General features: G+C 45.8%; 18 protein-coding genes. 11 read left to right on the forward strand and 7 right to left on the reverse strand.

Going from position 1 to position 19,129, the window contains the following annotated elements; all coding sequences use genetic code 11:
* Window positions 1–59 precede the first annotated feature (59 nt).
* The 4 genes from C8D85_RS00650 to C8D85_RS00665 all read right to left on the reverse strand — a co-directional run bounded on the left by C8D85_RS00650 (window position 60) and on the right by C8D85_RS00665 (window position 5,387).
* Window positions 60–764, reverse strand: coding sequence for a response regulator transcription factor (locus C8D85_RS00650; RefSeq protein WP_133559436.1), 705 nt, complete (start codon window positions 762–764; stop codon window positions 60–62).
* The gene (locus tag C8D85_RS00655) at window positions 761–1,795 is read right to left on the reverse strand and encodes a sensor histidine kinase (protein ID WP_133559437.1); all 1,035 of its coding nucleotides are present in this window, start codon (window positions 1,793–1,795) and stop codon (window positions 761–763) included. The genes C8D85_RS00650 and C8D85_RS00655 overlap by 4 nt, the downstream gene beginning before the upstream one ends.
* Before the next feature lie 184 nt (window positions 1,796–1,979).
* On the reverse strand, window positions 1,980–3,272 hold the full coding sequence (gene rhaI / locus C8D85_RS00660) for an L-rhamnose catabolism isomerase (protein ID WP_133559438.1): 1,293 nt from the start codon (window positions 3,270–3,272) through the stop codon (window positions 1,980–1,982).
* A gap of 21 nt (window positions 3,273–3,293) precedes the next feature.
* A complete protein-coding gene (locus C8D85_RS00665; RefSeq protein WP_133559439.1) occupies window positions 3,294–5,387 on the reverse strand; it encodes a bifunctional rhamnulose-1-phosphate aldolase/short-chain dehydrogenase in 2,094 nt (697 codons plus the stop codon).
* Between the two features lie 204 nt (window positions 5,388–5,591).
* Between C8D85_RS00665 and C8D85_RS00670 the strand changes: the two genes are divergently transcribed.
* The 6 genes from C8D85_RS00670 (at window position 5,592) to C8D85_RS00695 (ending at window position 12,753) form a co-directional block, all read left to right on the forward strand.
* On the forward strand, window positions 5,592–6,374 hold the full coding sequence (locus C8D85_RS00670) for a DeoR/GlpR family DNA-binding transcription regulator (protein ID WP_133559440.1): 783 nt from the start codon (window positions 5,592–5,594) through the stop codon (window positions 6,372–6,374).
* A 67-nt stretch (window positions 6,375–6,441) separates the two neighbouring features.
* Window positions 6,442–7,437: a rhamnose ABC transporter substrate-binding protein gene (rhaS, locus tag C8D85_RS00675; protein WP_133559441.1), complete on the forward strand. Its 996-nt coding sequence runs from the start codon at window positions 6,442–6,444 to the stop codon at window positions 7,435–7,437.
* A gap of 98 nt (window positions 7,438–7,535) precedes the next feature.
* Entirely contained in the window at window positions 7,536–9,038 is a 1,503-nt protein-coding gene (locus tag C8D85_RS00680) for a sugar ABC transporter ATP-binding protein (protein ID WP_133559442.1), read from the forward strand.
* Entirely contained in the window at window positions 9,035–10,036 is a 1,002-nt protein-coding gene (locus tag C8D85_RS00685) for an ABC transporter permease (RefSeq protein ID WP_133559443.1), read from the forward strand. The genes C8D85_RS00680 and C8D85_RS00685 overlap by 4 nt, the downstream gene beginning before the upstream one ends.
* Before the next feature lie 9 nt (window positions 10,037–10,045).
* Complete coding sequence (locus tag C8D85_RS00690) at window positions 10,046–11,059, forward strand: ABC transporter permease (RefSeq protein ID WP_133559444.1); 1,014 nt, start codon at window positions 10,046–10,048, stop codon at window positions 11,057–11,059.
* Window positions 11,056–12,753 carry an L-rhamnose mutarotase gene (locus C8D85_RS00695; RefSeq protein WP_133559445.1) on the forward strand — a complete coding sequence of 566 codons (1,698 nt, stop codon included), beginning with the start codon at window positions 11,056–11,058 and terminating at the stop codon, window positions 12,751–12,753. Before C8D85_RS00690 ends, C8D85_RS00695 begins: the two co-directional genes overlap by 4 nt.
* 86 nt (window positions 12,754–12,839) lie before the next feature.
* On the opposite strand, the gene folE2 is transcribed toward C8D85_RS00695, so the two are convergent.
* A complete protein-coding gene (folE2, locus tag C8D85_RS00700) occupies window positions 12,840–13,742 on the reverse strand; it encodes a GTP cyclohydrolase FolE2 (RefSeq protein WP_162847512.1) in 903 nt (300 codons plus the stop codon).
* 137 nt (window positions 13,743–13,879) lie between these two features.
* On the opposite strand from folE2, the gene C8D85_RS00705 reads away from it, so the two are divergent.
* Window positions 13,880–14,608 (forward strand): PIG-L deacetylase family protein, encoded by a 729-nt coding sequence (locus C8D85_RS00705; RefSeq protein ID WP_133559447.1) that lies wholly within the window; start codon window positions 13,880–13,882, stop codon window positions 14,606–14,608.
* A gap of 19 nt (window positions 14,609–14,627) precedes the next feature.
* Here C8D85_RS00705 and C8D85_RS00710 read toward each other — a convergent pair whose 3' ends face one another.
* Window positions 14,628–15,491: a LysR family transcriptional regulator gene (locus C8D85_RS00710; protein ID WP_133559448.1), complete on the reverse strand. Its 864-nt coding sequence runs from the start codon at window positions 15,489–15,491 to the stop codon at window positions 14,628–14,630.
* Window positions 15,492–15,602: 111 nt separating this feature from the next.
* On the opposite strand from C8D85_RS00710, the gene C8D85_RS00715 reads away from it, so the two are divergent.
* Window positions 15,603–16,373 (forward strand): sulfite exporter TauE/SafE family protein, encoded by a 771-nt coding sequence (locus C8D85_RS00715; RefSeq protein WP_133559449.1) that lies wholly within the window; start codon window positions 15,603–15,605, stop codon window positions 16,371–16,373.
* On the opposite strand, the gene C8D85_RS00720 is transcribed toward C8D85_RS00715, so the two are convergent.
* On the reverse strand, window positions 16,357–17,262 hold the full coding sequence (locus tag C8D85_RS00720; protein WP_133559450.1) for an AraC family transcriptional regulator: 906 nt from the start codon (window positions 17,260–17,262) through the stop codon (window positions 16,357–16,359). The genes C8D85_RS00715 and C8D85_RS00720 overlap by 17 nt on opposite strands.
* A 58-nt stretch (window positions 17,263–17,320) precedes the next feature.
* Between C8D85_RS00720 and C8D85_RS00725 the strand changes: the two genes are divergently transcribed.
* The 3 genes from C8D85_RS00725 to C8D85_RS18150 all read left to right on the forward strand — a co-directional run bounded on the left by C8D85_RS00725 (window position 17,321) and on the right by C8D85_RS18150 (window position 19,037).
* Window positions 17,321–18,574, forward strand: a complete 1,254-nt coding sequence (locus C8D85_RS00725) for an MFS transporter (RefSeq protein WP_244936862.1) — start codon at window positions 17,321–17,323, stop codon at window positions 18,572–18,574.
* Window positions 18,550–18,759, forward strand: a complete 210-nt coding sequence (locus C8D85_RS00730; RefSeq protein ID WP_133559451.1) for a hypothetical protein — start codon at window positions 18,550–18,552, stop codon at window positions 18,757–18,759. Before C8D85_RS00725 ends, C8D85_RS00730 begins: the two co-directional genes overlap by 25 nt.
* A gap of 167 nt (window positions 18,760–18,926) precedes the next feature.
* Window positions 18,927–19,037 carry a winged helix-turn-helix transcriptional regulator gene (locus C8D85_RS18150; protein WP_244936920.1) on the forward strand — a complete coding sequence of 37 codons (111 nt, stop codon included), beginning with the start codon at window positions 18,927–18,929 and terminating at the stop codon, window positions 19,035–19,037.
* Window positions 19,038–19,129 lie beyond the last annotated feature (92 nt).

The following is a 19,129-nucleotide window of genomic DNA, read 5'->3' on the forward strand; positions in this document are numbered from 1 at the left end:
CTTCTTTAAACTTTAAATAGAGTTTTAAAAATCAGATCTAAGGATGATTAAGAAATGTATTAAGAGGAGTTATCTATATGCTCTGATAAGGTAAGTCGATAGCCAACACCTGGTTCGGTTTTGATAATATGCTGCCCGTCTTTACAGTCGTTTAGTTTCTTACGTAATTGACTGATCAGTATTCGCAGGTAGTGCGTGTCGTCCACATGTGTGCGACCCCAAATACGTTGCAGTAGTTCGGATTGCTTGACCAAAAGCTCTGGTGTTTCAAGTAATAGAGCCATAAAAGCAAATTCTTTTTTGGTCAGTGAAATTTCATTGTCGGATACCCAGAACTGATGAGTGCTGTGTTGCAATGTGAGAGGCCCGAAACAAATGCGATCTTGAACTTGTGGTTCTGTTAATAAGTCTCGAGCAAGCACTTTAATGCGTGTAATCAGTTCTCGAATGCCAAATGGCTTTGTTAAATAGTCATTGGCACCAGCTTCGAGTAATCGAATTTTTTCGTCTTCCTGATCTCGGGCTGTAAGTATTAGAACGGGTGTTTTTGCCTGAGAACGAATTTCAAGAAGTAGATCGCTACCATCTCCGTCTGGTAAACCTAGATCTAAAATCACTAGATGAGGCTTATGCTGTAACCATTGTTCTCTGGCGTCTTCCAGAGAACTCGCACCAATATACTGGAAGCCTTCAGCCGTTAAAGAAATGCGAATGAAGGTATGGATTTCAGGTTCGTCATCCACCAACAATATTTTATAAGTCATGTGCGAACCTCAGCTGCATTATCCTTTGGTAGTTCGATACGCATCAAACATCCAGCATCTACTTTGACACATTCAATGGAGCCGCCATGTGCCGTAATGATGCCCTTTGCAACACTTAATCCAAGTCCAGTGCCCTTATCGGTAGAAATGTTTTGGCGTCGAGAGTAGAACAAATCAAACATATGGATGCGATCCTCCGCCGAAGGGGTAATACCAGTATTAAAAATATCAATTCGGATACAGGTCTGGTGATGGGAAGCTTTTACCGTAATGGGCCAGTCTTTCACCGAATAGGTGAGTGCATTATCGATAACGTTAAAAAGTGCCTGTTCAATAAGCTCTCTATTGATCGCAATGTTATCAAGTGCATCGACGGACAATGCCATTCGTAAACCGTTTGCGTTCACTTTCGTCGCTAATCCTTCCAAAATCGAGGCAAGCGAACCGTACTCTTTGCCTAAGCGAACACTGCCATGAACCATCTTTGTCGCTTGCAAAAGGTTTTCTATGTATTGATGCAAACGATGACTCTCGGCTGTTGCGCTATTTAGTAATTCGTCTTTTTCAGACTCCGTTAACAGCGCCTGATATTCTTTAAAAGTCGACAAATTGCCAATAATACCCGCTAAAGGTGTACGTAAGTCATGGGAAACGGAGAGTAAGATCTGATTTCTAAGGCGAACTTGATCGATCAAAGTTTGTTGTTGGCGATAACGTACGGCAAATTGGCTAGTTACTAGAGCGACAATCAAGAACACTAACAGATTTAAAATGTCATCTTGATTTAACATGTGAAAACTGTAGCGGGGCGCAGTAAAAAAGTAGTTAAAGCATATAGCACCAAGACAGGCTGTGAGATAGCTGAACGCCGGTGAGCATTTAAAGGCCACCATCACAATGCCTAGTTGTAACAACAACAAGACTGCGATGGGGGAGTTGATCATCGAATCTATTGCAAAAGAACACAGCAAAACGCCCAGTAATACGGCGCTGGAAGTGCGCACATGCTCCCAAGAAAACAGCTTTGTCATAGTGTCGAAACCGTTGTTTGAAACTTGCTGAACACTTTAACAAAGGCGAACTTCCAGAGCGCGTAAAAAAAACATAAAAGTTAAATACGATTACTTTTGAAGTTTTACGAAAATTACAATCGGAGTAAGACATTAAAAAGCCCAGATTTTGTTTGGCTTTCTAATGCCTGATAACCTCACGAGATTATATGATTCCTGACCCAATTTTGTTTGGATCTGCAGGGCGTGCTTGAGCACACTGCTGACGATAACCGCTTTCACGGTAGCAGGCGATAGGATCTATAGCACCGTTGCTTTGGAAACGAGCCATCTGCAAAATAGGCTCAACGTCCAAGTTGTACGCTTGTTTAAGTGTTGCTTGCGCCATCATCGGGTCATTCGTTTGCTGGTAATGAGCCAATGCTTTGCGGTCTACAAGCAGACTTTTCACGTAAGCGCGTTGTACTTCAGCAGCGCTGTACATCAAGCTTTCAATAGGATCGGTCACGTTATGAGACTGGTCCAGCATGTAAAACGGGCTGTAGCTTGGGTTTGCAAGCTGGATGTCTGTCAGCTCATTGAAGACAAGGAACAGCTGGTATGGGTTGATAGAGCCACTATCCAGATCGTCGTCACCGTATTTGCTGTCATTGAAGTGGAACCCGCCCAGTTTTCCAAACTGCGCAAGGCGACTTACGATCATTTCGATGTTGACGTTTGGTGCGTGATGGCCCAGGTCGACCAATGATAGACAGCGCTCGCCTGTTTCTTTGGCGGCTAAATAGCTTGAACCCCAATCTTGGATCACAGTTGAGTAGAAAGCCGGCTCAAAGATTTTGTGCTCGAGCAGCATGTTCCAATCATCCGGCAGCGCTGCATAGACTTGCTTGATGCTTTCAATGTATTGCGCAAAGCTGTTTTTAAAATGCTGTTGTCCTGGGAAGTTAGAGCCGTCTCCCACCCAGATCGTCAACGCTTTTGAACCAAGCTTTTGGCCCAGCTCAACGACGTCAATATTGTGCGCAATCGCTTGATCACGGACTGCTTGAGAGGTGTGAGTCAGGCTGCCGTACTTATAAGAGTTCTCTTGATTTGCTTGATCTTGGAACGTATTGGAGTTCATCGCATCAAACATCAAGCCATATTGCTCTGCGTACTGACGTAGCTCATTCGGGTCAGATGGACGATCCCAAGGAATGTGCAGAGATACGGCCGGAGTAGCTTGAGAAAGCTGCTGAATGACGGAGCAGTCATCAAGTTTTTCATAAATGTTGCGCGGCTCGCCTTGTCCTGGGAAACGCGCGAAACGTGTACCACCCGTGCCCACACCCCAAGAGGGTACGGCGATCGAAAAAGCCATGGCTTGTTGGAGAATGGCTTCAATGTTGACGTCTGAGCGTGCTAGTTTTTCACCCAGTGCGGAGTAGTCACTTTTAAGCCCGCTTTCTAGGTTTTGGTTGTGGTTGCCTAGCAGGTCATTATTAATTAACTGAGTCATAAATTGTCCCTATTTTTATTGTTAGCGGGTGAACGATGGAGCGTGCCCAGCATCGACGTTCAGAATGTTACCAGTTGATTTAGCCGACGCATCTGACGCGAAGAAGTAGATTGCCTCTGCGATATCCTCTGGGAAAACATTTAGCTTCAGCATGCTGCGTTGGCGGTAGTGTTCTTCTAAATCGTCAGTCGACATGTTGTAAGCACTGGCTCGTTCTTCTTTCCACTTACCGGTCCAGATTTTAGAGCCGCGCAATACTGCATCTGGATTCACTACGTTTGCACGAATGCCAAGTGGCGCCCCCTCTAAGGCAATACATCGTGATAATTGGATTTCAGCCGCTTTAGCAACACAATAGGCGCTCGCGTTTGCCGATGCAACCAATCCATTTTTGCTGGCAACGAATACCATATTGCCGCCTATGTTTTGTGCTTTCAGCAAAGTGAAGGCTTCACGTGCGACTAAAAAGTAGCCTGTAGAAAGAATGTCTTGGTTTTTATTCCAAAGCGCTAGGCTTGTTTCATCAAGTGGTGCAGAAGATGCGATGCCTGCGTTGGATACCACGGTATCTAATCCACCAAAAGCTAAGGCGCAGTGATGAATCGCATTTTTAACCTGCTCCTCACGGGTCACATCCATGGTGACACTGGATACCGCATCTTTGCCAAACTGAGCTTCCATTTCACTTTGCGCGTTTGTGAGCGCTTCCGCATCGATATCCAACAGGACGATGTTGGCACCTTCTTTAGCCATACGCTTAGCGGTTGCTAAACCAATACCGCCTGCACCACCTGTTACCAGTGCAATGCGGCCAGCCATGGCTTTCGGTTTTGGCATACGCTGTAGTTTCGCTTCTTCAAGTAGCCAGTATTCGATATCAAAGGCTTCTTGTTCTGGCAAGCCAACGTATTCACTGACGGTATCCGCACCACGCATGACATTAATGGCATTAACATAGAATTCGCCGGCAATACGTGCTGTTGCTTTGTCTTTAGCAAACGAGAGCATGCCAACACCAGGGATGAGGTAAATTACTGCATTTGGATCACGCATAGCTGGACTGTCAGCGCGCTTACAACGGTTGTAGTAGGCTGCGTAGTCTTCGCGGTAGGCCTCAAGTTCCGTGTCTAGATTAGCAATGACTTCATCTAGGTTGTCTTGTTCTGGATTGTATTTCACAACAAATGGACGAATCTTGGTACGCAAGAAATGGTCAGGGCACGACGTGCCGAGTTTTGCTAAGCGCTCTAGATCATTAGAATTTACGAACTCTAAGACTTCGGCTGATTGATTGAAGTGACCCAGTTGGCGCTGAATCGCACTGGTTTTACCGCGAATAATTGGCATCAAGGTTGCTGCGACTTGCTCACGCTTGTCGGTATCTAAGGTTGAGAATTTCGCTCCGCCAAATACCGCTTTTCCTTCACTGCGTTGCTCTAGCCATGTTTGTGCTTTGTTGATGATTTCAAGCGACAGAAGGTAACACTCTTTGCAATCATCCGCCCAAGTGAATAGACCATGGCTCTCTAGTACCACACCTTTTAAATGTGGATTCTCTGTAGCGATCTTATGAAGATCCATCCCTAACTGAAAGCCAGGCTTGCGCCATGGTAACCAGCCAATGTCGCTACCAAATATCTCTTCAGTGAGTGCTCGGCTGTTTTTGCTTGCTGCGATGGCAATAACGGAGTCCGGGTGTAGGTGATCTACATGTTTATAGGGTAAGTAGCTATGTAGCGGCGTATCAATGCTTGCCGCACGGCTATTTAGGTTGAATGTACAGTGGGGGAGGTATGCCACCATCTCATCTTCATGTTCTAAGCCGCGATATAAGTCAGGTAAGCGATTTAGTTTGTCCATATAGAGAGTGGCGAAGCCATCTAGGCCCATCGAGCCAATGTCACCGCCAGAGCCTTTTACCCAAAGTACTTCGGTTGTCTCGCCAGTGAGAGGGTCAGTCATTTCGATCTTGGCTGAGGTATTGCCGCCACCGTAATTGGTCACACGCATGTCAGAACCGAGCAGGTTTGAGCGATATTGCAACTTTTCTGGTTCGGACATCGATGCCGCTGTGGCGTCGACCCAAAGATTAGGAAGAGATGTAGAATTGGACATAGTAGACCTCTAAATGCTCTCTGGCCCAGTTTTATTAGGAATTTTGGGCAAAAGAATTTTTTTATATTTGTTATAAGCAATCAGCGGGTTAGAATGATTGATGGGTCTATAATAAGACAAAATAAATCATTTTCAATATTTTTCGATCAATTTTTGCTTGAATATGATTGAAAATTAATTATATTGAATGGCGAGGGTTAATTTATGCACGAAGTTGAAAGGCATAGAGTGATCTTGTCAGAGGTGGGTAATCGTCCTGTGGTCACGGTAACAGAGCTGGTAGAAATGCTCGGGGCATCGGAAGCGACAGTTCGAAGAGACATCACCTTATTAGACAAGAGGGGCTTGTTGAAGCGAGTGCGAGGCGGAGCTGAGTCTCTTAATCCACCTTCTGATGCGAGTCTAGTTGGGCGTCCTTACTCGGTGAATCAAACGATTAATGCCGATGTAAAGCGACTGATTGGAAAGGCCGCTGCAGAGCTGTTGTCAGACAATATGTCGATAATGATCAGTGGCGGTACGACTACCAGCGCGATGGCAGAACATATGCGCAACTTAAAGTTGCAGGTGTTCACCAACTCATTTGTGATTGCGGACCAGCTGATAAAGAAAAGTAAATGCAGTGTGACAGTGCCTAGCGGCAAGATTCATCGGGAGCAGAACATTATTTTGAGTCCATTCCCGACGGACATTTCTGCGCATATCTACGCTGATTACCTATTTATCAGTGCTTATGGTGTTAATTCTCATGGTGTGATGGAAACGGATCCACAGATTGTACAGGCGGTAATGAAGCTTATTAACCGAGCGAATCAGCGGGTGCTGTTGGTTGATAGCGCAAAGTTTCAAAGTCGCTCAAGTATGATCGTTTGTCCACTGTCACACATAGATATTGTCATCACCGATGACGGTATTGATAACAAGAGTAAAGAGATGATCGAGTCGGCAGGGTGTCGCTTGATCACGGTTGCAAAACAAAAACAATAAACTGCGTCTCTGAACCGTATATCGTCATGTTGAACGGTAGGTGATGAACGCACTCTTGGAGTTAATAATGAATAAGAAACTCATCACATCAGTTGTATTGGCGTGTTCTACTTTCACCGCGAGCCACACGTTGGCAGCAGACGATGTTCGTATTGCGCTATTAGTGAAAGCGCTAGGTATTGGCTTTTTTGAAGCGGCGTATAAAGGTGCTCAAGAAGCCAGCGAGGAACTTGGCAACGTAGAAGTCATTTACACTGGTCCTACCACGACGACCGCTGAAGGTCAGATCGAAATTATCAACTCTCTTATTGCGCAGCGCGTCGACGCGATCGCTGTCTCTGCTAACGATACGGATGCTCTGGTTCCCTCTTTGGAAAAAGCCCAGCGTCGCGGTATCAAAGTCATTTCTTGGGACTCAGGCGTGGGTGAAAAAGGTCGTATCGCTCATATTAATCCGTCTAGCAACAGCCTCATTGGCCGCATGAATGTCAAATTGGCAGCGGATGCTATTGCGGAGAAAGGTAAGCAGTCAGGTAAGTTCGCTATCTTGAGTGCAACGCCAACATCTACGAACCAAAATATTTGGATCGACGAGATGAAAAAATCGCTAGGAGAGTTTCCTAACCTAGAGCTTGTTGATACGGTTTATGGGGATGACTTAGCAGATAAAAGTTTCCGTGAAGCCCAAGCCCTGATTAAAAACCATCCAGACCTTGATGTCATCGTAGCACCCACCACGGTCGGGATTTTGGCTGCGGCGCAAGCGATTACTGACCTTGGCCTGATTGGTAAGGTGTATGTAACAGGCCTTGGCTTACCATCAGAGTTAGCGGGTCACGTTCACAGCGGTGCCGTTCATAACTTCGCAATTTGGAACCCGATCGATCTAGGATATGCAGCAACAACGGTTGCTTACAACCTCGTGAAAGGTGAAGCCACTGCGACAGAAATCCCAATGGGACGCATGGGAAGCTTATCGTTAGACAATGCGGGAAATGGTGCAATGGCAGATCCATTTGTGTACGACGCGTCTAATGTAGATGATTTCTCGTCGATCTTTTAATGGGTGCGGCTCAGGGATGATGTTTCCTGAGCCGATATCTCCCAGCTATATCAGAAAACAAAATCCTTTAATTAGCTAAAAAAATAAGAGCAAAGCTTATGAGTGAAGGTAGCCCAATATTTCGTCTTGAAGGGGTCAGCAAGCTGTTTCCTGGGGTTAAGGCGCTTGATCAAGTCAATTTAAACCTCTATCCAGGCAAGGTGACGGCTCTAATCGGAGAGAACGGCGCTGGAAAATCTACCCTTGTAAAAACCATGACGGGTATCTATCAACCTGACGAAGGTCAGATTGTTTTTGATGACAAGCCAATACAATTTTCTTCGCCGCAGGATTCCCACCAGCTTGGTATTACAGCGATTCACCAAGAAACGGTGCTTTTTGACAACTTGAGTGTGGCTGAGAACGTCTTTCTAGGTAACTATCCACGTAAGCATGGCCTTTTTGTGGATTGGCAAGCCATGTTTGATAACACCCAACAGATTCTGACTTCGATTAATGCTGAGATCGACCCAAAAGCCAACTTAGGCGGTTTAAGTATCGGTCAAAAACACATGGTGGCGATTGCTCGGGCATTGTCAATTGACGCTAAAGTCGTCGTACTTGATGAGCCAACCGCAGCCTTGTCACACCATGAAATTCAAGAGCTTTACGATTTAGTTGAACAACTTAAAGCAGACGGTAAAGCCATTCTTTTTATCACCCATAAATTTGATGAGATCTTCCGTATCGCAGACTACTACACTGTCTTCCGTGATGGACGTTACATCGGTGAAGGGCGCATTTGCGATACCAATGAAGAGTCTTTAGTCGAGATGATGGTGGCGCGTCGTATCGAAGACACCTATCCCAAACAAGACGCGGACATCGGTGACGTGGTACTGGATGTCACGTCTCTAAGCCATCCTACTGAATTTGACGATATTAACTTAACGCTACGTAAAGGCGAGATTTTAGGTGTATATGGTTTGGTCGGTTCCGGTCGAACCGAAGCAATGCAAGCGCTGTTTGGGGCGAATCATAGTGTTTCGGGGCAGATCCGCATTGATGGTGAAACCGTGACAATTAACTCGCCGGCGGAAGCCATTAACCAAGGTATTGTGTACGTTCCTGAGGAGCGTCAAAAGCAAGGCATCGTGCTTGAGTTGCCAATTTACCAAAATATCAGTTTGCCGCAGCTCTCTGCTTTGTCAAAAAATGCCTGTGTTGACCTAGATGATGAAATGAATTTAGCGCGCCAGTTTGGGGAGCGTTTGCGTGTAAAAACGTCGAGCTGGAATGAGCAGGTTGGTAATTTATCGGGCGGGAACCAGCAAAAGGTCGTCATCGCTAAATGGCTGGCAACAAACCCTAAAGTCATCATTCTTGATGAGCCGACCAAAGGTATTGATATCGGCTCTAAAGCAGCGGTGCATGCCTTTATGTCCGAATTAGTCCAACTAGGTTTGTCCGTGATTATGGTGTCTTCTGAGCTGCCTGAAATTTTAGGCATGTCTGACCGAATATTGGTGATGAGTGAAGGGCGTTTAGTCGGTGAGTTGGATCGGTCTGAGGCAACACCTGAACAAGTGGTTACCCTAGCGACAGGAGGCGTAGCAGCATGAAGCCGTTTTTAGCCAATTCACGAGAAGGCTTTCTAGCACTCGTTGTGGTGGTGATGTTTTTTGCGATTGGTTTGATCGCTCAGGACTTTGTCTCCATAAGCAATATCGTGAGTATTTTTAATGATACGTCCATTCTTATGATTCTCGCGTTAGGGCAAATGTTGGTGATCGTGACCCGCTGTATTGATTTGTCTGTGGCGGCCAATGTCGCATTTACGGGTATGTTAGTAGCAATGACCAATAATATGTATCCAGAGCTGCCTGTCGCGTTACTGATTGCTCTGGCTTTGGCGGTTGGCGCATTGCTAGGGGCGATTAATGGTGTGTTTGTTTGGTTACTTAAAGTGCCGTCTATCGTGATTACGCTGGGGACCATGAGTGTTTATCGAGGCATGACATTTCTGATCTCTGACGGTAACTGGATCAATTCCCATCAAATGAGTGCAGCCTTTATTGATTTACCACGTGCTGTGATCCTTGGTATTCCGGTACTTGGTTGGCTTGCCATCCTGTTTATCCTCGCAGCCTTTGTGTTGTTGCGATTCACCGAATGGGGGCGCAATTTCTACTCTGCTGGTGGCAATCCGACAGCGGCGTTTTACTCGGGCGTGAATGTTGGCAAGGTGCAGTTCTATGCGTTTCTTGTGTCGGGTACCTTGTCTGGTTTGTGCGGCTACTTGTGGGTGTCTCGATTTGCGGTGGCTTATGTGGATGTCGCAAACGGCTTTGAGCTTCAAGTTGTAGCCGCTTGTGTGATCGGTGGCGTCAGCATTATGGGAGGTTTAGGCAGCGTCTTTGGCGTGGTAATGGGCGCCTTGTTTATCGGTGTCGTGAACAATGCATTACCTGTCATTGGTGTATCGCCGTTTTGGCAGATGGCCATTTCTGGTGCAGTGATCATCGCTGCTGTGATTGCTAACTCTCGTTCAGGTAAGTCTAAGGGGCGCATCATTCTGCGTGATAGAGAAGCGTCTCAAGCCGCTGTAGCCGTGAAGTAAGAGGTTATTATGACTACGAATACAATAACAAAAAAGAATAGTGTTCCTGACTTTTTGCCTGTAGGTAAGCTGAATAAGTTTGTGCGTTGGGAATCTTTTTTGGTGATTATTTTATTTGGCGTGTGTGTGCTGAATTCATTTTTATCACCTTATTTTTTAGATCCTTGGAATCTATCCGACGCAACGTTCAATTTCACTGAGAAAGCCTTGATCGCGCTGCCAATGGCGTTGCTGATCATTGCACGTGAGATTGATATTTCCGTTGCTGCAATCATTGCTCTCAGCAGTACCGTCATGGGGTTGGTTTCTGAGCTAGGCGCGCCACTTTATGCGGTCGTTGTGACAGGCATCGCGGTCGGTGGCTTATGTGGTTTGTGTAATGGCTTATTGGTGACAAAGTTTGCGATCCCGTCGATCGTGGTGACGATCGGTACGATGAGCTTATTTCGCGGTATTAGCTACATTATCCTAGGCGATGAAGTGTTGAAAAACTATCCAGATGGCTTTGATTTCTTTGGTCAAGGCTATGTGTACTGGGTGGTGTCCTTTGAGTTTGTTACCTTCATTATTTTCGCGCTGGTGTTCTATTGGTTGCTACATAAGTCCATCTTTGGGCGCCGTACTTTTGCAATCGGTAATAATCCAGACGCAGCCTACTATTCTGGTATTAACGTAAATCGTCATAAACTGATTTTGTTTGTTCTGGTGGGGCTTATGTCTGGTGTAGCAGCGGTACTACTGACATCTCGACTGGGCAGCACGCGGCCCAGTATTGCGATGGGCTGGGAGCTTAGCATTATTACTATGGTGGTCTTAGGCGGCGTCAGTATCTTGGGTGGCAGTGGCACGATTGGTGGTGTGGTACTGGCGGTCATACTTATGGGTATGGTGACGTTTGGAATGGGGCTAGTGAATATTCCAGGCATCGTGATGACGATTATTGTCGGTCTGATGCTGATGTTTGTGGTGAGTTTGCCGGTTTTAATTTCGATGTATAAAGCAAAACGTCAGAGGCAAGTATGAAGTACTCATCCGTAATGTACCTTCACAAAGGATGTGAAGCAGAATACAAAAAACGTCATGACGAGCTGTGGCCAGATTTGGCAGAGCTACTTAAATCCTATGGCATTAAGAACTACTACATTTATTTGGATGAGTCCGAAAGTCGCCTTTACGCAACATTTGATGCGGAGAACTTAGACTCCGGCGCGCTCGCAAAAGAGCCTGTGATGCAACGCTGGTGGAAATATATGGCGGACATCATGGAGACCAAGTCTGAATCGTTTGAACCTGCTTCGACGGCATTGCAAGAAGTGTTTCGGTTTAACGTCCAAGATGCCCAATTAGTGCGCGTTGTCGCGGTATTGGACATCGGCAAGACGAACATCAAAATCTGTCTTATGGATGCTCAGACGGGCGTCTTAAAAGAGGTGATAAAGCGCACAAATGGCGTTGTGGAGGAGGGCATATATCCGCATGTTGATGTAGAGACTATCTGGCAATGGATCAAAGAGACCCTTGCTGGCCTTACATCGACTTATTTTATCGGCAGTATCGCAATCACTACCCATGGCGCAACCGCCGCTTGTATGGCAGGTGATGTATTGGCGCTGCCAGTGTTGGATTATGAGTACGATGATATCGATCAATGCCGAACAGAGTATGAGAAGTGGCGCTCGCCATTTTCTGAAACCTTCAGTCCTTTACTGCCTCAAGGTTTAAACCTAGGTAAGCAGCTTTATTGGCAGCAATCTAAGTTCCCAGAAGCGTTTAGCAATGTGACCGATATACTCTTGTATCCACAATATTGGGGCTTTCTTTTGTCGGGACAAAAGGTATCGGAAGTGACCTCTCTTGGATGTCATACGGATCTATGGAATCCATCCGCTTGCCAGTTTTCTCATTTTTCTCAGCAGCAAGGTTGGGACAAGCTTTTCCCTCAATTGGTTGAGACAGGTGCCAAGTTGGGGAACATTTTACCTGCCCTTGCAGAAGAAACCGGGCTGCCCAAAAGCTGCGCAATTTTTAATGGTATTCATGATTCCAATGCGTCCTTAGTACCTTACATTAGTAAGCCATTGGATTCGCTTACTGTGATATCCAGCGGTACCTGGACAGTGATTGCCACGATAAACGGTGACTTAGATTCCTTGGATGAGCACAAAGACATGCTTGCCAATGTGGACGCTTTTGGCCGTGCCACGCCTACCATTCGTTTTATGGGGGGGAGAGAGTGGGAAGCTTTGCGTTCGGATAAAGAAGGCACCATGGATGACATTAGCTTTATTCTGGAAAATGGTGTTTTTGCGTTGCCTTCCTTTGCTACTGGGGGCGGTCCCTTTGCTCAGTATCAAGGGCGTATTGACACGAGAGGCTTAAGCCTAACACCTGGCCAGCAATCAGCGTTGGCAGATGTCTATGTGGCGCTGATGACTGATTATTGTATTGATCTATTGGGTGAAAGTGATATGACTGTGGTGGAAGGAGCTTTTAGTAATAACTTGAATTTTCTAACCTTACTGTCCAGTTTGAAAGCAAATAGCGAAATCTACGCATCCCGTGATGTAACTGGAACAGCTGGTGGGGCGGCACTCTTGTCCAACAAAAGCTTGAAACACAAAGGGCGATTGAGTCTCGCCCAGTGTGAGCCAACTCTTAAGCCATTGCTGAATCTGTATAGATGCCAATGGAGAGAGAGACTTGTGACATTAGGGTAATTTTGATTTGACTATGGAACTCTGCTTTGACTGAACATCAATATTAATCAGCTCTAAGTTTATTACTAAATCAACGTCTATCATTTTTAAGCGTCCTTATAACCGAAACTAGACTGCGCAACAGCATTATGCCCATGCAGGCTTTCATAGTGTGAAATGGCTAAGTGCCCCGAGTAACCGTTGTTAGTTAACGCTCGCATCAGGCGTCTGCTTGCATCTTCAACGAACATTGGGTTTTGACCATTATTGATGGCAAATTGTTGCTCGTCTTGACGCTTTACGAAGGTTTGAACTGGCGTTCCTAAGGCTCCCTCACAAAGGTCTATGAGATTTTCTATTGAGAACTCCGTACCCGTTACGTCTACAGTAATGTCAGCTTCACTGCGCTGGCTATGAGGGATGGCGTAAGTCCCTTGTTGCTCCAACCACTGTGCGATTTGCTGTTTATCTACTTTGCTTGGTTCGTAGTGGAATTGATCCAAAAACACTTCTTTTAATGCTTTCCTAGACAGCGCAGCGGATGCTGGACAACTTGATGAATAAGTGACGGTCACTCGCAGTGAAACAGTTATCCCAGTCTGATGATCAAAACGCGCGGATACTCTAACTGGATAGCGATTCCAACCATATTGTTGAGTATGTAGCGCAGAGCGCTTACGCAATACCTCCGTTTCTATGTCACAAAAAATACAGTCCGAGTTGACTTCTCTTTGTTGTTCTAACGCCGATTGAAGACTCTCTTTGAGTGTGACTGGTGTCAGAGAATATTGCGTTAATGCCTGCAAAGATTGGTACATTCGAGACATATGCAGACCTTTTTGATGGTTTTTAACATTTGCTCTAATGCTGACTTTGGTGGGTGCCGTGATGGTTTGTTGATCGATTTCGAATGGAATCGGGAGCGAGATATCTGACATACCGACTTGATCAATGGCGATATCTGAGACGTTTAAACTGGCGACATCGGGCAGTAGGGAAGTTGGGTTCATGCTGTAACTAGCCATCCTTTGTAAAACATGCCTTACACAAAAAGCGATGAGGTTTACATCATTTCTAATGATGAGAAACTGAATTGTTATGTTATAACATTTTGAAATTAACCAAAACACAAAGGATCGATATATTTATGTCTAGTCAAAAAACAGCCTTAGTTGTTAGCGCACATTCAGCTGATTTTGTTTGGCGAGCAGGCGGCGCAATTGCGAGCCATGTGAAACAGGGTTGGAAAGTCAAAGTGATTTGTCTGTCCTATGGCGAGCGTGGCGAATCGGCAAAGCTGTGGCGTCAGCCGAATATGACGTTGGAAAAAGTGAAGTATGTTCGAGAGCAAGAAGCACGTGCTGCTGCGGAAATTCTTGGGGCGGACATTGAGTTTTGGGATATTGGCGACTATCCCATGCGAATTTCAGATGAGATCTTATTTAAATTAGTGGATGTATATCGTGAATTACAGCCTAAATTTGTGTTGAGCCATTCAGAGCGCGACCCTTATAACTTCGATCACCCGTTAGCCATGCATGCTGCGCAAGAAGCACGCATTATTGCCCAAGCAGAGGGCCATAACCCAGGCCAGAAAATAGTTGGAGCGCCCCCTGTGTATTCATTTGAGCCTCACCAAACAGAACAATGTGGTTGGGAGCCGAATACCTTTTTAGACATCACGGATGTTTGGGACACTAAACTGCGCGCTATTCAATGCATGGCTGGTCAAGAACACCTATGGGAATACTACACGCGGGTTGCGCTTCAGCGAGGTGTGCAAGCGAAGCGCAACATAGGAATCACGGCCAAGCGAAACATTCAATATGGTGAAGGCTATATGAAACTGACACCAGCAGTAGTTGAGCAGCTCTAAGCGGCTACCTTCGAAATATTCAAAAATCCAAGTGATTCGCCAGCGATAGAAAGGCTTCTTTCGCTGGATGTTTGGTGACGTTTTTATTCCAAATAAAGTAATTTGTCACTGGTGTAAGCGCGTCAAACTGATAGTGCTGGATTTCAGACTTTTGAATAAAGCGGTCAAAGATGCTTTTTGGCACCATGGCAAGGCCTGCGCCAGCGCTGACACAGCCTAAAATAGCGCCATTACTGGCCATATCAGTGATGTGGATAGGAATGTCTAATGACTGAGTCCAAGCTTCTAGTATTTGTCGATAAGGACACCCCGCTGGCCACATGAAAAAGCCGAGTCCAGCTAAATCCTGCGGTGATTTAATAACGGGATGTGTCGCCGGTGCAATGAGTATGAGTGGTTCTTGGTACAATGCTGCAAAGCCTATATTGGGATGAGTAGGCTTTGCGGCAATGACTGCAGCATCCAATCGAAAATTCAGTACTTCTTGTTGCAGCACAGGCCAACGGTCAGTCTGAAATTGGATTTGAACATCGGGGTATTCCTGATGAAAAGCGGCCAGCAAACTTGGCAAACGACTCATGGCAGAGGATTCAATAGCGCCGAGTTTGAATAGTCCAGTAGGGCGGATGTCTTGCTGCATGCTTTGTTTGGCAGCATCGCACTGAATCAATATTTTATTAACATGCTCAAGAAATACCTGACCATTCTGGCTAAGCCGTAATCCTCGACCTTGCCTTACGAACAAGTCTTGCCCCAGCTCTTCTTCTAATTTACGGATACGTGTTGTGATGTTTGAAGGCACACAGTGCAGTTCTTCTGCAGCCCGAGCAATGCTTCCTAGATCAGCAATAGTCTTAAACATTCTTAGCTGTGACAGCTCCATTAAATGCTCACTTTAAATGATTTATTAAGTCTTTATAAGTCACTTTAACTTATCTTTTCTGTGGCGTACTTTGCAACTTAAATCTTGCGTTGATCAGAGGAGTAGCCGGTCGTGACAGTGGATTTATTGATGTTGGGAGTCTTTTCGTTTTTAGGTGGGTTAATCGATGCTGCGGTAGGAGGTGGCGGACTCATATTAATCCCAGCTTTATTGCATGCCTTGCCTCAACACGCCGTCGCAACGGTACTAGGGACCAATAAGCTGGCCGTATTGTTTGGCACAGGCTCTTCGGCATTAACCTTCTTAAAACGAGTAAAGATCAAATGGCGTTTGATCATCCCCTGTTTATTAAGCGCGTTTGCGTGCGCCTATGTGGGCGCTTATTCCGTTGCCAGTATTCCAACGCACATCATGAAATACCTTGTGTTTGTCCTGCTTGTTGCAATGGCGGTCTATACCTTTATGCGCAAGGAACTAGGGCAAGTCCAACAAGAAAAAACGTTAGGCACGTTTCAAATCCTGCAAGGCTGTTTTCTGGGGGGCATGATTGGTTTTTATGACGGTGCATTTGGCCCAGGTAGCGGCAGCTTTTTCATTTTCATGTTTGTACGTCTGTTTGGTTTCGACTTTCTCAATGCCGCGGCTTCTTCCAAGCTATTAAATATTGGTACCTTTATCGCCGCTTTGTCGTTCTTCGTGCCATCTGGCCATATGTTGTGGCAGCTAGGTTTCTACATTGCTGCCTGTAACGTTATGGGCGCCATCGTCGGCACCTTCGTTGCACTGAAATATGGCAGTGGCCTAATACGCAAACTGTTTTTAGTACTGCTAGTGTTCCTGATCGGCCGGATGGGGATGTCTATTCTTACAGCTGCGGCTTAAGCGGCTGTTGTCTAAACGCTTTCGGCGTTGAGCCATATTGTTGGCGGAATTTTTTGGCAAAGTAAGCAGGGCAGTTGAAGCCAGTGTCATAAGCTATTTGTGAAATAGGCTGTTTGGTTTGAACCAGTGTTTGAGCTGCCATGCGTAGTCGATATTCTGTCAGATAAGCAGTAGGTGTACTGTTCAGTAGGTTTCGAAACAGTCTATACCCCTCGCTTTCACTGATGTTTGCGGCGTTACAGATGTCATAAACTGAAATTCCATTGCGGTAATGCTGCTGGATGAACTCAAGCGCTGCTTGAATGCGCCTTTCTTGTTGAGTGGTGTTTTTACTATGGGAATTTGGCAGTTTAATGTTGCTGGCTAGCAGGTGCCAGAGCTTCATTAGAGCCATTTGTAAGACAAATTCTTTGTCCGAATGCTCCTGATGCCAATGCTCAAACGCCTCTTGCATGGTCTGAATGCATTGGTGTTGCCAGGATATATCAGGTGCGAATGTTACCATTTGCAGTTCACTGCTTTGTAAGATCGGTAAGATGTGCTTCTGGTAGATGGTGCCTAAGAGGTGGCCGGTGAGAAGTTTCGGACTGAATACCACATTTAAAATATGGCACTCTTCCTCGCTGTGGCGGGTTAAGCGATGCAACGCATTGGCATTAATAAACACCATTTCACCTCGGCTGATCACACGCTCTTGATTGACGCATTGTACTAACGTTGCGCCTTCAACAACGAGCACGACTTCTATTTCTTCATGCCAATGCCAAGGCACTTCTTCATTAAAAAACTGTGAAAAGTATTCATCGTAGGTGCCACAAGGAAAGTCTAGGCTACCATGTTGAGCCAGCTCTCGTCCCTGTGCATCGGTTTCGATTTTAATATGTTGCATGGGCTAAAAGTAGGATTGTTATAGTTTTTGGCAGTATTGCGTTATTTAAAAGATGTAAATGACAGTATCGTTTGCGTTCTTACGTTTGGATATGAGTGTAGTGATGTTGCTGTTATTAGTCATTATTTATGTGGCATTTATAAGTTTAGGTTTGCCTGATGCGGTATTGGGATCGTCTTGGCCTGTCATGCATCGTGACTTAGAGGCATCGGTTGAATACGCCGGATTAATTGCGCTGATCATTAGCTCTGGCACAGTAATGTCTAGCTTACTCTCCGTTCGGCTGATACGACGCTTTGGCATTGGTATTGTGGTGTCTGTCAGTGTGCTTTTGACGGCTTTGGCCTTAGTCGGCTTTGCTATGAGTCAAATCGCATGGATGCTTTTGTGTCTCGCGATTCCCCTTGGACTTGGGGCAGGGGCGGTAGACTCGGCGTTAAATAATTTCGTGGCATTGCACTATAAAGCCAAGCACATGAATTATCTCCATTCATTCTGGGGAGTGGGGGCGACCGCGGGCCCTTTGATCATGGCCAACTACATTACGTTGAGCGAAGGCTGGCGAGACGGTTATTGGGTCATTGGTCTTGCTCAATTAGCTTTAGTTGTTCTACTACTGTGTGCTATTCCCCTGTGGCGCAAAGCCGCGCAGTCGAACAACCAAGTAGAAGAAGATCACGACACCTTAGTGACAAATCGTGCAGCACTCAAGATTCATGGCGTGTCATTGCAGTTACTGGTGTTCTTCTGTTATTGCTCCATTGAGCTGGGAACGGGGCTTTGGGCGGCGAGCTTTTTGATCTCTGAAAAGGGCACATTGGCGTCAGAAGCAGCGTTTTGGGTAGCGATCTATTACGGCGGCATTACCATCGGGCGTTTTGTTTGTGGAGCCATTGCCCAGCGATTTAGTGAGTCCAGCATGATTCGAATGGGGGCTTTCTTAATGGTGTTCGGTGCGATTTTATTAGCACTGCCGGTGCAGAATGGGTTGGCCAACCTAGGTTTGTTGTTGATCGGCTTTGGCTGTGCGCCAGTGTTCCCTAATACCCTGCATTTGACACCGATACGATTTGGTAAGAAAGCTTCTCAAGCCATTATTGGCTTATCGATGGCTACTGCCTATGTGGGCAATACATTGGTACCGCCGACTCTGGGTGTGGTTCTGAAATACAGTTCGTTTGCTACGTTGCCTTTTATCTTACTGGCACTTGCTTTGTCATTGCTTTGGGCAACTGAGCGATTGCAAAGTCGTCACACGCCATCGAGAGACATTCAGGGAGAAACGTCATGTCAGCCATCGCTTTCAAAATAAACCATTCATCTGATGATGCATTACAACAAAAGCTGTTGTTGCTGTTAGCGTTAGAAGAGGGACAAACATCTGGCGCCTTAGCGCAGAAGCTTGTTAGACCGCCTCAGGAGGTGATCAATGCCCTCGATCACCTGTTGTATCGAGGTTTGGTTGAGCTTCACGGTGCGCGTTACTTTTTGAAATAATGGTATAGCGAGTTCCGCAAAAATATCTTGGTTTTGCAGTGCAAGTTGGACGATACGCGTAGTAAATAATGTTGCAGGGTTGTATGAAAGCTAAAGTTAAAGTTGACCAAAAAGGGCGTAAGAGCGTTATTGATGCTTGTACCGAGCCTTGTGCGATCGAAAAAGGCATGAGGATTTTGGGTTCAAAGTGGAAAGGTTCAATTATCTATCATCTGAAAGATGGCCCAGTGAGGTTCAATGACCTTTCAAGAATGTTGGGTGGTGCAAGCAAGAAGTAAAGCTGATATCGAGATTTTCTAGGTGTTGCTCCAACTGTTGCTTCGAGTCAGCAGAGACAGCCAGAATGTCTACGCCTGCTTCGGCAAATGCG

It is taken from the genome of Marinomonas communis, from assembly GCF_004363305.1.
Classification (GTDB): Bacteria; Pseudomonadota; Gammaproteobacteria; order Pseudomonadales; family Marinomonadaceae; genus Marinomonas; species Marinomonas communis.

Bases quoted from the DNA above. Each gene is read 5' to 3' on its own strand.
- C8D85_RS00680 (WP_133559442.1), top strand. From the start codon at position 7,536: ATGAGTGAAGGTAGCCCAATATTTCGTCTTGAAGGGGTCAGCAAGCTG.
- rhaS (WP_133559441.1), top strand. From the start codon at position 6,442: ATGAATAAGAAACTCATCACATCAGTTGTATTGGCGTGTTCTACTTTC.
- C8D85_RS00710 (WP_133559448.1), bottom strand. From the start codon at position 15,491: ATGGAGCTGTCACAGCTAAGAATGTTTAAGACTATTGCTGATCTAGGA.
- C8D85_RS00685 (WP_133559443.1), top strand. From the start codon at position 9,035: ATGAAGCCGTTTTTAGCCAATTCACGAGAAGGCTTTCTAGCACTCGTT.
- C8D85_RS00725 (WP_244936862.1), top strand. From the start codon at position 17,321: ATGACAGTATCGTTTGCGTTCTTACGTTTGGATATGAGTGTAGTGATG.
- C8D85_RS00670 (WP_133559440.1), top strand. From the start codon at position 5,592: ATGCACGAAGTTGAAAGGCATAGAGTGATCTTGTCAGAGGTGGGTAAT.
- rhaI (WP_133559438.1), bottom strand. From the start codon at position 3,272: ATGACTCAGTTAATTAATAATGACCTGCTAGGCAACCACAACCAAAAC.
- C8D85_RS00690 (WP_133559444.1), top strand. From the start codon at position 10,046: ATGACTACGAATACAATAACAAAAAAGAATAGTGTTCCTGACTTTTTG.
- C8D85_RS00730 (WP_133559451.1), top strand. From the start codon at position 18,550: ATGTCAGCCATCGCTTTCAAAATAAACCATTCATCTGATGATGCATTA.
- C8D85_RS00705 (WP_133559447.1), top strand. From the start codon at position 13,880: ATGTCTAGTCAAAAAACAGCCTTAGTTGTTAGCGCACATTCAGCTGAT.
- folE2 (WP_162847512.1), bottom strand. From the start codon at position 13,742: ATGAACCCAACTTCCCTACTGCCCGATGTCGCCAGTTTAAACGTCTCA.
- C8D85_RS00655 (WP_133559437.1), bottom strand. From the start codon at position 1,795: ATGACAAAGCTGTTTTCTTGGGAGCATGTGCGCACTTCCAGCGCCGTA.
- C8D85_RS00695 (WP_133559445.1), top strand. From the start codon at position 11,056: ATGAAGTACTCATCCGTAATGTACCTTCACAAAGGATGTGAAGCAGAA.
- C8D85_RS00650 (WP_133559436.1), bottom strand. From the start codon at position 764: ATGACTTATAAAATATTGTTGGTGGATGACGAACCTGAAATCCATACC.
- C8D85_RS00720 (WP_133559450.1), bottom strand. From the start codon at position 17,262: ATGCAACATATTAAAATCGAAACCGATGCACAGGGACGAGAGCTGGCT.
- C8D85_RS00665 (WP_133559439.1), bottom strand. From the start codon at position 5,387: ATGTCCAATTCTACATCTCTTCCTAATCTTTGGGTCGACGCCACAGCG.
- C8D85_RS18150 (WP_244936920.1), top strand. From the start codon at position 18,927: ATGAGGATTTTGGGTTCAAAGTGGAAAGGTTCAATTATCTATCATCTG.